This is a genomic window from Bradyrhizobium sp. USDA 4501, assembly GCF_054062115.1.
Genome location: NZ_JBSSEX010000001.1, coordinates 3,871,724 through 3,885,962 on the forward strand (window position 1 = coordinate 3,871,724; position 14,239 = coordinate 3,885,962).

Consider the following 14,239-nt stretch of genomic DNA (forward strand, 5'->3'; position numbering starts at 1 on the left):
CTACATGCCCATGCCGCCATCGACCGGCAGGCCGATGCCAGTGATGAATCGCGCATCGTTCGAGCACAGGAACACGGCGGCGTCGGCGATGTCGGAGACCTCCGCGAGCTTGCCGAGCGGCGTCTGCTCCACCACCGAACCGACAGCGGCGTTGACGTCGGGCGCGAGACCGATCTTCACGATGTCGTTGGCGAGCTGCAGGCCCATGTCAGTCGGGATCAGGCCTGGATAGATGCAGTTGACGCGCACGCCATAGCCGAGCTTGCCGGCTTCCATCGCGCCGACCCGCGTCATGCGGTCGACCGCGGATTTGGTGCCGGAATAGACCGCGATGCTCGGGAAGGCGATCGTCGCCGCGACCGAAGCGATATTGACGACCGCGCCGCCCTTGCCCGCGGCGCCGCCCGGCCGCATCGCGCGGAAGGCGTGCTTCATGCCGAGCACGGTGCCGACGATGTTGACGTCGCACATGCGGCGCGCGTCCTCGGCCTTGATGTCGGCGACCAGCGACGTGAACTCGATGCCGGCATTGTTGATCAGGATGTCGAAGCCGCCGAGAGTTTCGACCGTCGCTGCGGCGGCCCGCTCCCATTGCGCATCGTCAGTGACGTCGAGCTTGACGAAGCCGGTCTTGACCCCGGCCTTGGCGATCTCGGCGACGCTGGCCTTGCCGGCGTCATCCAGAATGTCACCGATCATGACCGCGGCGCCGGACCGCGCCAATGCCTGCGCGATCGCCGCGCCAATCCCCCGGGCGCCGCCGGTGACCAGGGCTTTCCTGCCTTCAAGGCTCTTCCCAACCATGACGTAGTCCTCCCTTTGCTTGCCGATTGATGGTGGTGCTGACAGAGGCAGCGCGGGCCGGGGCCTGCGCATTTGGAGCGCAATGGTGATCGCGGCCGGCGTCGGCAGGGCGCAGCGTTGGCGCGCCCCGGCGGTGCATTTCCTCCTGGTTCGTCGATTGGTCAGCCGTCTTGACGGTTGTCCAAATTATTTCGCCAACCCTCGTCCAGGAACTTGACACTTGTCAAGTCTAAATTTGACAAGTGTCAAAGAGGATGGTTGTGAAGAGATGGAGCGCGCCGCGGTCGCCGCGGTATAGTTGTTCGAGGGAAGAAGCAGAGGGAAGGCACGGAATGGCGCGGCAAGCGACAGGAGCGGCCCAACGGGTGGCTGTAGCGGCCGAGGCGCTGCGCGACGAGAAGTTCAACGCGCGGCGCGTCGAGCTCGCGGAGGCCGCGCTGGAGACGCTTGGCGAGCTCGGCTTCGCGCGCACCAGCCTGCGCGAGATCGCGCAAAACTCCGCATTCACGCACGGCGTGTTTCACTACTACTTCAGCGACAAGCTCGATTTGATCTGCTGCTGCGTCCGCCACTACAAGGCGAAATGCGTGACGCGCTATGACGAGGTGGTGACGACAGCACGCAGCCGCGACGAATTGACCGAAGGTTTTCTCGCCAAGCTCGCGGCCACGCTCGAAAACGAAGCGCGCATGCATCGGCTCTGGTACGATCTGCGCTCGCAGGCGATGTTCGAGCCGGCGTTCCGCAAGGACGTGCTCGAGATCGACAAGAGCCTGGAAGCGATGATCTGGCGCATCGCCACGCGCTACGCCGAGCTCGGCAACAAGCGGCCGGCATCGTCACCGGCGGCGCTGTACGCGCTGTTCGACGGCCTGTTCCAGAGCGCGCTGCTCCGGCATCTCGCCAATGACGAGAAGGCAATCCCCGATCTGCTCGACGAGGTTCGCCGTCTGCTGCCAACGATCTGCTGAGAGGTTTGCGAACGCTCCGTAGCCCGGATGGAGCGCAGCGTAATCCGGGACTGAACTATCCGCAGTTAGAGTAGCTCCGGATTGCGCTTCGCTCCATCCGGGCTACGGACTACTCCAATGAAGCCTTGAGCGCCAACAGCGCGGCCTTCAGCGGTGGTAGATCATCCTTGACCTCGTGGCGTCAACGCCACCTCGTGGCGTCAACGCGCTGGTAATCATGCCGCAAGATGTTGCCTATGCCTGCGATGTCTTTCCAGCGGACATTCTCGTGCTGAGCCTTTAACTCGCTGCCGAGGTGGCGGCTCGCTTCCGAAATGACTTCGATTCCGCGTTCAATTGCGGAGCGCAGCAGCCACGAGCGCTCGTAGTCGCGGATGGATTTTCCTGCCAACGCCTTTTCGATGCCACGGATGCTTTCGAGCATGTCGTGGATACGAAGCAAGGGGGAGCGCACGCTCATTCAGAAAACCCGCGTTGCCTCCGCCTCGATCCGCTCTCGAATCAGTGGATGAAGTCCTTTGCGTGTGGTGAGATCGACTTCGACGCCGAGACTCTCTTCGAGCAGTCGCTTGGTCGCGACCAGGTCGAGAGCATTGAACCGGCTGCGAGGATCGTAGTCCACGAAAAGATCAATATCACTCCCTGCACGAGCCTCGTCGCGCGCAGTCGAACCAAATAGATACAGCGAAGTCGCCCCGAGTGCCTTGATGGCATCGGCCTGGTCACGGAGCTTCCTGAGGGCTTCGGTTCGCGTCATGAACGAACTATACCACGGGCCGCCAAGCGCCCGCAAAATCGTACGGCAGGCGGACTTACGCCGCGCTCGCCGGCGGCAGTGCGAGCACCGAGTAGATCGCCTGGGCGTCGCGCGAGGCGCGCAGCTTCTTGGCGACGTCCTGGTCGCGCAGCAGGCGGGCGATCCGCGCCAGCGCCTTGAGGTGGTCGGCGCCGGCGCCTTCCGGTGCGAGCAGCAGGAAGATCAGATCGACCGGCTGGCCGTCCATCGCCTCGAAATCGATCGGGCGTTCGAGGCGGGCGAAGAAGCCGAACAGCTTCTCCAGCTTGGGCAGCTTGCCGTGCGGAATGGCGACGCCATAGCCGACCGCCGTGGTGCCGAGCTTCTCGCGCTGCAGCAGCACCTCGAAGATGGCGCGCTCATTCTGCCCGGTCAGCGCGGAGGCACGCGCGGCGAGTTCCTGCAGCGCCTGCTTCTTGCTGATGACTTTCAAAGCCGGGAGAATCGCCTCGGGTGCGACCAAATCGGTAATCGGCATTGGGACGTTCCGAGGTGAATGACCGTCAGGTTGCGAAATAGGCTTTACAGCGGCGGCGTCAAGAAGATGAGGTGGGATGCGGGCTTAGCCCGGGTCCGGTTGGCAGGGCTTCTACTCCAACGTATCGGCGGTGCCAACACCTGCGAACCCTGTTCCGCCCCCCTTGTTCCTGGAGGCGGCGGACCATAAGCAGGGCCGGCTTCGGACGTCAATGCCATCTGCCAACTATCCTCAAGGGCTCACCGCCGGCGGATCGACCCAGCCGACATTACCGTCCGTACGGCGGTAAATGATGTTCAACCGGCCGCTGCCGCCATGCTGGAACACCAGGCAGGAGGCGCCGGTCAGATCGAGCTCCATCACGGCTTCGCTGACCGACAGCCGCTTCAGCGCGGTGGTTGCCTCGGCAATGATCACCGGGCTGTATTCGGTGACCTCGTCCTCGTTCTCGGGCGCCTCGATGACGTAGCTCGGCGCGTCGAGCCCGACGCCGTTCAATTCGGCGAGCGCGGCCGTCGCGGCATAGGTCTTGCGGGCGGAGCGATCCTTGAGCCGGCTCTTGTAGCGGCGCAGGCGCTTCTCGATCATCAAGAGCGCGGCGTCCGCGCTGGCATAGGCGTCGGTGGCGTTGGATTCGGCTTCCAGCGTGATGCCGGAATCCAGATGCAGCGCGCAATCGGTTCGGAAGCCGAAGCCATCCTTGCTCAGCGTGATGTGACCCGAATAGTTGCCATCAAAATACTTTCGCAGGACCTCGTCGGTGCGCTCGCTGACGCGCGCGCGAAGCGCCTCGCCGATGCTGATGCTCTTTCCCGAGATTCGAAGGGTCATTTGATGCCTCAATTGCTGGATGCCTCGATCACTCTTGCAGGAGCATGATGCTTGCTGGGCTTCCGGTTACCTCCCCTTCTGGACGACGCTCGACCTGGAAAGATTGAGACTATCCCGATTTGGCGCGAACGCAACGAGCGCATGGCCCGGTCCGTACCCGAACGGGGTCACGCTCAAGAAGTAACCTAAACGGAGGCTGTATCGCGCGACCGGTCGGACGAGGAGGCAGGAGCCGAAAGGGCATTACCGAGCATGCTCTGTTTGTCACGGCGGCGCTGCACCGAGGATGGTATCCGCATCGCCTCGCGATACTTCGCGACGGTACGGCGGGCGATATCAATGCCCGAGGCGCGCAAACGTTCCACGATCGTGTCGTCGGACAGGATCGCCGACGGGGCCTCGCCGTCGATCAATTGCTTGATGTGATGACGCACCGCTTCGGCCGAATGCGCCTCGCCGCCGTCGGCCGACGCGATCGAGGCGGTGAAAAAATACTTCAATTCAAAACTGCCGCGATTGGTCGCCATGTATTTGTTGGCGGTGACGCGCGACACCGTCGATTCATGCATCTGGATCGCGTCCGCGACCGCCTTCAGATTGAGCGGCCGCAAATGCGCGACGCCATAAGTGAAGAAGCCATCCTGCTGGCGGACGATTTCGGTCGCGACCTTCAGGATGGTGCGGGCGCGCTGATCGAGCGCGCGGACCAGCCAGGTCGCATTCTGCAGGCAGTCGGTGAAGTACGACTTGTCACCGTCCTTGCGGATCGTCTTCGACAGCTCAGCGTAATAGGTCTGGTTGACCAGCACGCGCGGCAGAGTGTCGCTGTTGAGCTCGACATGCCAGCCGCCGTCGGGACCCGGACGCACATAGACGTCGGGCACCATGGTTTGCGTTCGCGCGGTGCCGAACTTCAGTCCGGGCTTCGGGTCGAGCCGGCGGATCTCGGCGATCATGTCGGTGATGTCTTCGTCGTCGACGCCGCAGAGCTTTCGCAAGGCCGCGATGTCGCGCTTGGCGAGCAGGTCGAGATGCTCGACCAGTGCCTGCATCGCGGGATCGTAGCGATCGAGCTCGCGCAGCTGGATCGCGAGGCATTCGCTCAGGTTTCGCGCGCATACGCCGGGCGGATCGAACTTCTGCAGCACGGCGACGACCTCGTCGACCGCTTGCTGCGACGCACCGAGCCGCTCGGCGGCCTGGCCGAGATCGGCCGGCAGGTAGCCGGCGTCGTCGACCAGGTCGATCAGATACTGCCCGATCATGCGCTGCGCCGGCGCCGAGAACGCGACCGCGAGTTGTTCGGCGAGGTGGTCGGCAAGCGTCAGCTCGGCGGCCACGAAAGCTTCGAGATTGTACTCGTCGTCGCTGGAGGCGCCGCCGCCCCATTCGGTGTAGACCGATGGCGGTGCATCCTGCGCGGCGCGCGCCGCCGCCTCCGCCGGCTCCTCGGAAAACACGTTGTCGAGGCGGGTATCGAGCGTCTGCTCGATTTCGGCGCGGCTGCCGAGGTCGCGGTTCAGCCATTCCTCCTGGCCGGGATCGAAGCCGGCCTCGCCGCCTGGGCCTGCGGCCATGTCGGAGGAGTCGCCATCGTCCCCATAGCTGCTGGAACCGTCGGAATCGCCGTAGTCCGGCCGCTCCATGGCGGGCTCGCCCGCCACCGGCGGCTCCGGTCCGTCGGCCGCCCGCTCCAGCAGCGGATTGCGCTCCAGCTCTTCCTCGACAAAGGCCGACAGATCAAGGTTCGACAGTTGCAGCAGCTTGATCGCCTGCATCAGCTGCGGCGTCATCACCAGCGACTGCGACTGGCGGAACTCTAGTCTTTGGGTCAGCGCCATGGAGGCAAGAACGATCCTAAAAGTTGGCTCGATTCTTGCTTATATTAGTCCGAAGCCCTTGTACACGGCTTGACGGATTGGAAAATAGCGATAACCGCGATCAGCAAAAGTGGACGCCCCGGTTTTGCGTCCGATCGCGCGTCAAATTCTTTAATTAGCGCATGATCTTATCGCCAAACCGCTTCACACTTTGGCGGATCATGCGCTACAGGCGGAATTCCTCGCCAAGGTAAAGCCGACGTACATCGGGATCATTAACGATCTCCTCCGGGCTTCCCTCAGTCAAGATTTCACCGGCATAGACGATATAGGCGCGGTCGGTCAGGCCGAGCGTCTCGCGGACATTGTGGTCGGTGATGAGCACGCCGATGCCGCGGTTGGTGAGATGGCGGACGAGGTCCTGGATGTCGCCGACCGCGATCGGGTCGATGCCGGCGAACGGCTCGTCGAGCAGCATGTAATTGGGGCGCGTCGCCAGCGCGCGCGCAATCTCGACGCGGCGGCGCTCGCCGCCGGACAACGCGATCGACGGGCTCTTGCGCAGCCGCGTGATGTTGAACTCGTCGAGCAGCGAATCCAGCTCGTGCTCGCGCTTCTTCTTCGAGGGCTCGACGACCTCGAGCACCGCGCGGATGTTCTGCTCGACCGACAGGCCGCGGAAGATCGAGGCTTCCTGCGGCAGATAGCCGATGCCAAGGCGCGCGCGCTGATACATCGGCAGCTTGGTGACGTCGTGGCCATCGAGCTCGATGGCGCCGCGATCGGCCTTGATCAGCCCGGTGATCATGTAGAACACGGTGGTCTTGCCGGCGCCGTTGGGCCCGAGCAGGCCGACCGCCTCGCCACGGCGCACATAGATGCTGACGCCGCGCACGACCTGGCGGCTGCCGAAGCTCTTTTCCACGCTATGCACAGCCAGATAACCCGGCCGCTTGATCAGCTGCGGCGCGGCGGGAGCGCTGTTCCTGGCCGGCCTCGCACGCGCCGGCGCTGCTGCCGGTTGGGATCGCGGCAGCTCGACGCCGGGAGCCGACGCGGCGCGCGCCATCGGCGGCGCGTCACGCACTGGAGACGTCAGCATCTCGCCGAACTGGTCATCGGGCGCCGTGATGTCGTCATGCGAGCGCGCAAATCCGGTACTGCGTTTCGCAGAGCGCCGCCGGAACATGCCGAGAAAATCCACCATCCCCGCTTCGCTTCAGCCTTTCACGGTGATCCCGCGACCTCGCCTGCGCATCGATCGATTCGCGTGCGAAGCCGCAAGCATGAGCCGGAAATCTGAATACCGGCCTTCCCGCGCGACAAAAGCGGACGCGTTTGCGCGGAGATCATGCTCGAACAACACGGCAAAGCGCGATCACCCGCGCCTTGAATGAATGGATGCCCCTGTCCCGGCCGACATATTCCCCTCGAGGCGCATTGTTCGGCCGGGCCGCTGCAGTAGATACAGTCTCGCCCCGCCGGCTTCAACCACGCGGCCGCAGAATATTATCTAACTGATTGATTCTGCTTGACCTTACGTGAAGCTTACTTGGACTTGCCGCCCGGAAGCAGCTGCATCGGCGACGGGGCCGGGGCTGAGCCGGGGGCGGCCGGCGTGCCGCACTTGCCGCTCTGTCCGCCCGGCGACTGGATGAACAGGCCCTGCACCTTGCCATTGTCGGCTTCGACGCGCGAGACGCCGGTGGTCATGTCGACCAAAAGGCGGTCGCCGCGCAGCACATTCTGGCACTGGGTCAGCACCACCTGGCTGCCGCCGCCGCCAAGCATCGTGATCAGATTGGTCTTGGTGTCGAAGATCGCGGTCTCGCCGGTGACGACCTGATCCTTCTGGGTCACGACGACATTGCCCTTCGCCTCCAGCCGCTTGATCGAGGAGGCGCCGCCGGGGCCCGGGGTTGCCGTCTGCATCGGCGCGGCGCCCTTGGCGTTTGCCCCCTTGGTGCCGGCCGGGGCGGGCGCCGGCGCCTGGGTCGATTTATCCTCGTAGAACACGACCAGCGTCTTCGACGTCATGGTGGTGTCGCCCTGCACGACCTTCACATTGCCGGCGAAGGTCGCCTCCTTTTTCTTGTCGCGCATTTCGAGCGAAGCAGCCTCGATCTGGATCGGCTGGTCGCGGTTCTGCGAGAAGCCCTGCATAGCGTTGGGCACGCCGCTCATCGAGCCCTGCGCGAACGCGGCACTCGCGGAGAAAAGCGCGAGCAGGAACGCCGCAATTGCCATGCCGTGCGGAAAACGTCTCATCATCAAAATCATTTCGTGTTGGCGGATTTGCGCGGCTTCGGCGGCGGCGGCGGTGGAGCGGGCTCGGCAGGCGGGGCAGCATTGTTGTCACCAAGCTTGTCGAGATTCATCACGACATTGCCTTCGAACCGCACCAGCTCGCCGCTGTTGTAGATCCGGAGCCTGTCGGCGGTCAGCGTGCCGTCGAGCAGCTTGACGTCGACATGCTCGTCCGACGACACGTTGCCCTTGTTGATGTCGACGAAGGCCTGCGTCAGCCTCGCCTCATAGCCGGTGGACGACTGCAGGAAGATGTCCTGGCGCAAGTCGAGCAGCTGCTTCTTGTTGTCGAAGAAGCCGGTGCGCGCATCCATCGTCACCGTCGACCGATCCTGCTGCGCCACCTTGGCGCGGATCGTCTTCAGCTCGACATGGTCGGGATCGGTGACATCCTGGATCGCCGCCTTGGCCCACATTTCGTAGGGCCGTCCGTCGTTGGAGAAGCCGGCGATATGCGGCGCTTCCATCGTGATCTTGGTGCCGGACACGACGAGGTTATCCATCTCGAGCGGCAGCTTGGGGATCAGGTCGTGGAACGGATTGAAGAGTGCGATGTAGATGATCACGGCCATCGCCAGCCCGACCATCGCGGGAACCGCGACGCGCAGAATCCGCACCATGCGACTGTGCCGCGCGGCGGCGGCAAAGCGCGCCTCGAGGCCCGTGACATAGGCTGGATTCTGAACCGAATTCACCTGAGCTCCAGAGGCGCGAAACTGCCCCTATTCTAGCCGGAGCCGCCCGAATATGCAGCCCGGACCTCACCTCGCGCCCCTGCACCGGACCACGCGTGAACAGTTTGGCCGAAACGGGGCGGAACTGCCCCGGCCGCGACGAATTCGGCGCTCATCATGAATGGGCGAAAATGTCCTCGGCCTCCCAGCCGTCGAGATCGAGCCTGGCACGGGCGGGAAGGAAATCGAAGCAGGCCTGGGCGAGATCGGTCCGTCCCTCGCGCGCGAGCATGACATTCAACTTGTCGCGCAGCGCATGCAGGTGCAGCACGTCGGAGGCCGCGTAGGCGAGCTGGGCCTCGCTGAGGCTTTGCGCGCCCCAGTCGCTCGACTGCTGCTGCTTCGACAATTCGACGTTCAGCACCTCGCGCACCAGATCCTTCAGGCCGTGGCGATCGGTGTAGGTGCGCGACAGCCGCGAGGCGATCTTGGTGCAATAGACCGGCGTCGGCATCACGCCGAACGTGTTGTAGAGCACCGCGACGTCGAACCGTGCGAAATGGAAGATCTTGGTGATCTTGGGATTGGCGAGCAGCGCCTTCAGGTTCGGCGAATCGGTGTGGCCCTTCGGAATCTGGATCACGTCGGCGGTGCCGTCGCCGCTCGACATCTGCACCACGCAGAGCCGGTCACGGTGCGGATGCAACCCCATGGTCTCGGTGTCGATCGCCACCGAGTCGGTGTAGCGGGACAGATCGGGCAGGTCGCCGCGATGCAGGCGGATGGTCATGCTGTCAAAAACCTCGTCGAATCGCTGTCGGAATAAACTACCGTCCAATCCGCCGACAGGCGAGCATGCGCCAGTCTTCGGATCGCGCATTGGTATCGGGGCCCGTCAGGGCCGGACACGAGCAGCGGGAATCCTTAATTGTTCCGGCACAGATAGTTCAGGGTGTACCGCCATTGTGCAGCGGAGACAATGGGTTGCTGTCCCCGCCGCGCGCCCCCCCCCACGAGGGCGCGCCATCATTGCCAGCTGACGCGGAGGCCGAAGCGGCCAGTGATGTCCTCGCGATGGAGGCTGTCCACCGAGGTCGTGTAGCCGGCGCTCGCATAGGCGCTGATCGTGCGATTGAGCTGCGCGGAGATGCCGGCACCGATCTCGACGGCGGTGCCGCGGCTTTGCACGCCGATCAGGTCCGTCGTCGCGAACGCGATGCTGCGGTCATTCGCGGCCGTGTGCCAGAGATTGGCCTCGAGATACGGACGCAGTTCGGCCGTGCCGACGACGAAGGTTGAGGGAATGCGCACGCCGAGCCGCCCGGTCAGCGTATCGGCACTGCCGAGCGCGACGCTCGAAAACATGTCGTTGAAGCTGTCGAACGACTGCCGTTGCCAGATCAGCTGCACCTGCGGCTCGATCGCGAGAAAACTGTTCAGCGGGATCGGCGCGCCAGCTTCCAGCGATGCAGCGACGCCGGTGCCCGACACCCGTGCGCCGACCTGACGATCCGACTGCGGGCTTGCGCCGTAGAAACTGCCCATCAGCACGGCGTCGAGATACCAGCCCGACGGGCCGACATGGGTCCAGTAGCCGCCGATATTCTGGCTGTCGATCGAGAGCGTGCCGGTGCGGACGTCGTTCAGGCCGAGCGCGAAGCCGCTGATGTTGCCGTTGGCCCAGCCATACGCATAGAAGAAGCCGGCGCGATCATGATGCTCGGGCGCGGACTGGAAGCGCAGGATGTCGACGCCGACCTGCACGCCGGCCATGGTGCCGTCGAAGGCGGGGCTGACCGTGCCGGCCCAGCTCTGCGAGCTGTGCGAGCCATAGGCACGCGCCCACGCCGCCGGCTGTTCGCCGCCGCTGGTCAGCAAGGCCTGATCGCCCTGGCGCTGATGGAAGGTGCCGAGCGTCGCCAGCCCGAGCTTTTGAGCCACCTGCGGCAGCGCCGAATAGACCGACACCTCCTCCCGGTAGAGCTGGACCGGTGCGGCGCCCGCCGGCGGCGGCGTCAGCGACGACAGATCCTCCGCAGGCAGCCCCGGAGGCGGCGGTACCACGTTGGGCGATAAAGGCGGCGCCGGCGCGGGCGCAGCCGGCGGCGCAGGCGAGGCCGTGCCGGGCAACAATGTCGAGCGCAGATACCAGTTGTCGGCGCTGCCGGCGGAGACGCCGCCGCGGAACAAGAGATATTCGTGCGCGCCCGCCACCACGGCGTTGGAGAGACCGAATGCGCCCGCAGCCGTGGTGCCGCCGTTGACGGCCTGCACCACCATGATGCCGTCGGCGGTGGTCAATGCGCCCGTGCCGCCGGCATTGGTCACGGTCACCGCGGTCGAGCCCGACGCATTGCCGCCGGAGATGACGAGCCGATCCGACGGCGACCCATCGCCGCCGAGCACGGTGCGCAGATAAAGCCCGCCGCCATTGCCGACATAGTTGCCGGCAATGGTCAGGCTGTTCGCCGCGGTGGCGCCGCCATTGGTCAGGTTGATGACGCCGGCATTGGTGACGGTGATCTGCGGGCCGCCCGGAAACGGCGTGATCGACGGATTGGCGCCGTTGCCCGCCAGCAGGCTGGTGCCGGCCGCAGTCGACACATTACCGATCAGCGACGTCTGCAGCGTCAGCGAGCCGCTGTTGACGAAGGTGTTGGCGAAGGTGCCGGTGCCGGCCCAGGTCCAGTCATTGCCCTCCATCGTCAACGTCTGGAATCGCGCGAACGCATTGTTGGCCGCGCCGCTGCCTTGCAGCCGCACCTGGTTGCCGCCGCCGCCGCCGCCATCGGCAAGCCCGACGATCTGCGAGCCGGTTTGCAGGATCATCGTCACCGCACCGCCGCCGCCCGCGAGCGCCGTACCGCTGTTGCCGGCGATCAGGCCGGCATTGACGATGGTGGTGGCGCCGTTGAGCGTGCGGATCGCGGGTCCCCCCTGGCTGATGATCTTGCCGCCGGCGAGGTTCTCGATGCGGGCGGTGAACGACGATCCGGCGGTGTTGGAGAACACGCCGTCGGCATTGACGCCGCGCGCCTCGATCGTGCCGCTGTTGCGCAACACGCCCGCATTGCCCTGCATGAACACGGTGTTGTTGGCGGTGCCGCCCGCGTCCCCACCGGTCGTGAGCAGCGTGCCGGTATTGGTGATGGTCGCAAACTGGCCGGCGGAGAAGATCGCACGGGCGCCTGCGCCGGCCGTGGTGATGGTGCCGCTATTGGTGAAGGTGTTGCTGTCGCCGGTCTGCACATAAAGGCCGTGCGATTGCGGGCCCTGGGTGGTGATCGTCCCGGTATTGATCAGCGTGTTGTTGTTGTGCTGCGTGAGACCGGTGATGGCAAGGCCGCGCGAGGTGCCGTTCTGCGTCGTGATCGCACCGTTATTGATCAGCGTGTTGCCGTTGCTGCTGGCGGCGATCGCATTGCTGCCGGCGCCCGAGGTCGTGATCACGCCCGACGCGCCGTTGGTGAAGACGTTGCCGTCGCCGCTGCCGAAGATGCCGGTGCCACCGCCGCTGATGGTCAGCGTGCCGTTATTGGTGGCGGCGCTGCCGGAGACAAGCCCGATCGCGGTCGCTCCGGCGCCGGGCGTGATGCCGGCGCCCTGCGGCACGTTCACGGTGACGTTCGAGCTGCCGGCAGCGGCCTGCACGCCGGCCGGCGAGGGATTCGGCGCTGCGGTCAAGCAGGTTACCGTCTGCCCGCTCGCCGGCGCGAGACTGTCGCAGGCGGCAAACGCCGGCGATGTGGACAACAGGCAACCGCCACTTAGAGCCGTGCACGACAGGATCGCCGCGAGCCGCGAGGAAACCATGCCCTTACTCCAACGTCGGCGCGAAACCGAGCCCCCGGCCTCGCGCCATCTGCTACCCCCGCCCCGCTCTCAGCTCATCCGATCGCTCCATTCAAACTTGAAACGATTTGCAGCGACCTGTTGCGCGGTCGCCACAGACGGAACCATGAGATGCATCCGCATGATTCACATCCTTGACGTGCGTACGCTTTCAAGGTTGTGAAGTACAGCATTCACCCGTTGCGGTTATCGACCGATACAACCGGAAACAAAATCGCCATGGCGTCTCGGTTGCGCCGCTGTCCCATTTTCTCGCCAAGTTCGACGTGGGCACGCAGCCAAGTCGGGGGCCAAGTCATTGCCGTGACGCGTTCAATTTCGAGGGAACTGTTGCCCGCGCGCCCCATGAAATCGGGCCGCGCCGACCCTATCTGTTGCCAGCCCGAACCCGCCTTCCCAATGAAATGAGCCTTATGTCCGACCAGACCATCGCCGCGCCGATCGACGACCAGCAGGAGCGCGGCTTCTCGCGGTACCAATCGTTCCTGATCGCGCTGCTTGCCTTCACGCAATTCACGCTGATCCTCGACTTCATCATCATGTCGCCCCTCGGCGCCATTCTGATGCCGTCGCTGAACATCACGGCCGGGCAATTCGGCGTCGCGGTCTCGGCCTACGCGTTCGCGGCCGGGATTTCCGGCGTCCTCGCCGCCGGCTTTGCCGATCGCTTCGACCGCAAGCGGCTGCTGCTGTTCTTCTATGTCGGCTTCATGCTCGGCACCGTGCTCTGCGCGCTGGCGCAGAATTTTCACGTGCTGCTGCTCGGCCGCATCGTCACCGGCGTGTTCGGCGGGGTGATCGGCTCCGTCGTGCTTGCCATCGTCACCGACCTGTTCCCGCTGCAACAGCGCGGCCGCGCCATGGGCATCCTGCAGACGGCGTTCGCCGCGAGCCAGGTGCTCGGCGTCCCGGCCGGCCTGTTCCTGGCCAATCACTTTAACTGGCACATCTGCTTCGTGGCCATTGTCGGCCTGTCGATTGCGGCGATCGCGGCGATTGCGATCGCGATGCAGCCGGTCGATGCCCATCTCAAATTGCAGCACGACAGCAATCCGTTCCGCCATCTGATCGCGACCGTGGGCCAGCCGCGCTACACGCTGGCTTTCCTGGTGACCACGCTGCTCGCGACCGGCGGCTTCATGCTGATGCCGTTCGGCAGCGCCTTCACCGTGCACAATCTCGGCATCGACATCGTCCACCTGCCGACGATCTATCTCGTCTCGGGCCTGTTCAGCATCATCATCGGGCCGCTGGTCGGCCACGCCAGCGATGCGTTCGGCAAATATCCGACCTTCGTGTTCGGCTGCGTGGTGTCCGTCATCATGGTGCTGATCTACACCAACCTCGGCCACGTCTCGCTGCTGACCGCGATCCTGGTCAATGTGCTGATGTTCATCGGCATCTTCTCGCGCATGATCCCGTCCCAGGCGCTGATGTCGGCGATTCCCGACGCCAGCCAGCGCGGATCGTTCAGCGCGATCTCGGCCTCGGTGCAGCAGCTGTCGGGCGGGCTGGGCTCGGTCTTTGCGGCGGCAATCATCGCGGAAAATCCCGACGGTTCGCTGCTGCATTTCGACCGGCTAGGCTACATCGTCGTCGCAACGACCATCATTTCGATGATCGCGATGTATTTCGTGCAGCGGCCGATCGCGCGACGCGCGGGCCGGCGGATCGTGTGACGGCAGGGGCCGCTCGTTCCGGCTACG

13 protein-coding genes are annotated in these 14,239 nt (G+C 64.7%); 2 read left to right on the forward strand and 11 right to left on the reverse strand.

The window, feature by feature from the left end; genetic code table 11:
• Positions 1–804 carry an SDR family NAD(P)-dependent oxidoreductase gene (locus ACVWZM_RS17760; RefSeq protein ID WP_456854048.1) on the reverse strand — a complete coding sequence of 268 codons (804 nt, stop codon included), beginning with the start codon at positions 802–804 and terminating at the stop codon, positions 1–3.
• A 365-nt stretch (positions 805–1,169) separates the two neighbouring features.
• Here ACVWZM_RS17760 and ACVWZM_RS17765 point away from each other — a divergent pair, with 365 nt between their 5' ends.
• A complete protein-coding gene (locus ACVWZM_RS17765; RefSeq protein WP_026192040.1) occupies positions 1,170–1,775 on the forward strand; it encodes a TetR/AcrR family transcriptional regulator in 606 nt (201 codons plus the stop codon).
• A 181-nt stretch (positions 1,776–1,956) separates the two neighbouring features.
• Here ACVWZM_RS17765 and ACVWZM_RS17770 read toward each other — a convergent pair whose 3' ends face one another.
• The 10 genes from ACVWZM_RS17770 to ACVWZM_RS17815 all read right to left on the reverse strand — a co-directional run bounded on the left by ACVWZM_RS17770 (position 1,957) and on the right by ACVWZM_RS17815 (position 12,494).
• The gene (locus tag ACVWZM_RS17770; RefSeq protein WP_253588363.1) at positions 1,957–2,235 is read right to left on the reverse strand and encodes a HepT-like ribonuclease domain-containing protein; all 279 of its coding nucleotides are present in this window, start codon (positions 2,233–2,235) and stop codon (positions 1,957–1,959) included.
• The gene (locus tag ACVWZM_RS17775; RefSeq protein ID WP_057020394.1) at positions 2,236–2,532 is read right to left on the reverse strand and encodes a nucleotidyltransferase family protein; all 297 of its coding nucleotides are present in this window, start codon (positions 2,530–2,532) and stop codon (positions 2,236–2,238) included.
• Between the two features lie 55 nt (positions 2,533–2,587).
• Entirely contained in the window at positions 2,588–3,049 is a 462-nt protein-coding gene (ptsN, locus tag ACVWZM_RS17780; RefSeq protein WP_016843543.1) for a PTS IIA-like nitrogen regulatory protein PtsN, read from the reverse strand.
• Positions 3,050–3,280: 231 nt separating this feature from the next.
• Complete coding sequence (hpf, locus tag ACVWZM_RS17785; protein ID WP_028337939.1) at positions 3,281–3,880, reverse strand: ribosome hibernation-promoting factor, HPF/YfiA family; 600 nt, start codon at positions 3,878–3,880, stop codon at positions 3,281–3,283.
• A 185-nt stretch (positions 3,881–4,065) separates the two neighbouring features.
• Positions 4,066–5,721, reverse strand: coding sequence for an RNA polymerase factor sigma-54 (gene rpoN, locus ACVWZM_RS17790; RefSeq protein WP_456854051.1), 1,656 nt, complete (start codon positions 5,719–5,721; stop codon positions 4,066–4,068).
• 205 nt (positions 5,722–5,926) lie between these two features.
• A complete protein-coding gene (gene lptB / locus ACVWZM_RS17795; RefSeq protein ID WP_456854053.1) occupies positions 5,927–6,907 on the reverse strand; it encodes an LPS export ABC transporter ATP-binding protein in 981 nt (326 codons plus the stop codon).
• A gap of 341 nt (positions 6,908–7,248) precedes the next feature.
• The gene (locus ACVWZM_RS17800) at positions 7,249–7,980 is read right to left on the reverse strand and encodes an LptA/OstA family protein (RefSeq protein WP_057020392.1); all 732 of its coding nucleotides are present in this window, start codon (positions 7,978–7,980) and stop codon (positions 7,249–7,251) included.
• Positions 7,977–8,702 (reverse strand): LPS export ABC transporter periplasmic protein LptC, encoded by a 726-nt coding sequence (gene lptC, locus ACVWZM_RS17805; protein ID WP_057020391.1) that lies wholly within the window; start codon positions 8,700–8,702, stop codon positions 7,977–7,979. Before lptC ends, ACVWZM_RS17800 begins: the two co-directional genes overlap by 4 nt.
• 154 nt (positions 8,703–8,856) lie before the next feature.
• Positions 8,857–9,471: a ribonuclease H-like domain-containing protein gene (locus tag ACVWZM_RS17810; RefSeq protein ID WP_057020390.1), complete on the reverse strand. Its 615-nt coding sequence runs from the start codon at positions 9,469–9,471 to the stop codon at positions 8,857–8,859.
• 236 nt (positions 9,472–9,707) lie between these two features.
• On the reverse strand, positions 9,708–12,494 hold the full coding sequence (locus tag ACVWZM_RS17815) for an autotransporter family protein (RefSeq protein ID WP_456854055.1): 2,787 nt from the start codon (positions 12,492–12,494) through the stop codon (positions 9,708–9,710).
• A gap of 452 nt (positions 12,495–12,946) precedes the next feature.
• On the opposite strand from ACVWZM_RS17815, the gene ACVWZM_RS17820 reads away from it, so the two are divergent.
• A complete protein-coding gene (locus ACVWZM_RS17820) occupies positions 12,947–14,212 on the forward strand; it encodes an MFS transporter (RefSeq protein WP_456854057.1) in 1,266 nt (421 codons plus the stop codon).
• The last annotated feature ends 27 nt before the right edge of the window (positions 14,213–14,239 follow it).

What these genes read in the sequence shown, in the direction of transcription:
- ACVWZM_RS17760 (WP_456854048.1), bottom strand. Translation starts at nt 804, where the DNA reads ATGGTTGGGAAGAGCCTTGAAGGCAGGAAAGCCCTGGTCACCGGCGGC.
- ACVWZM_RS17770 (WP_253588363.1), bottom strand. Translation starts at nt 2,235, where the DNA reads ATGAGCGTGCGCTCCCCCTTGCTTCGTATCCACGACATGCTCGAAAGC.
- ACVWZM_RS17775 (WP_057020394.1), bottom strand. Translation starts at nt 2,532, where the DNA reads ATGACGCGAACCGAAGCCCTCAGGAAGCTCCGTGACCAGGCCGATGCC.
- ptsN (WP_016843543.1), bottom strand. Translation starts at nt 3,049, where the DNA reads ATGCCGATTACCGATTTGGTCGCACCCGAGGCGATTCTCCCGGCTTTG.
- hpf (WP_028337939.1), bottom strand. Translation starts at nt 3,880, where the DNA reads ATGACCCTTCGAATCTCGGGAAAGAGCATCAGCATCGGCGAGGCGCTT.
- rpoN (WP_456854051.1), bottom strand. Translation starts at nt 5,721, where the DNA reads ATGGCGCTGACCCAAAGACTAGAGTTCCGCCAGTCGCAGTCGCTGGTG.
- lptB (WP_456854053.1), bottom strand. Translation starts at nt 6,907, where the DNA reads ATGGTGGATTTTCTCGGCATGTTCCGGCGGCGCTCTGCGAAACGCAGT.
- ACVWZM_RS17800 (WP_057020392.1), bottom strand. Translation starts at nt 7,980, where the DNA reads ATGATTTTGATGATGAGACGTTTTCCGCACGGCATGGCAATTGCGGCG.
- ACVWZM_RS17810 (WP_057020390.1), bottom strand. Translation starts at nt 9,471, where the DNA reads ATGACCATCCGCCTGCATCGCGGCGACCTGCCCGATCTGTCCCGCTAC.
- ACVWZM_RS17815 (WP_456854055.1), bottom strand. Translation starts at nt 12,494, where the DNA reads ATGGTTTCCTCGCGGCTCGCGGCGATCCTGTCGTGCACGGCTCTAAGT.
- ACVWZM_RS17820 (WP_456854057.1), top strand. Translation starts at nt 12,947, where the DNA reads ATGTCCGACCAGACCATCGCCGCGCCGATCGACGACCAGCAGGAGCGC.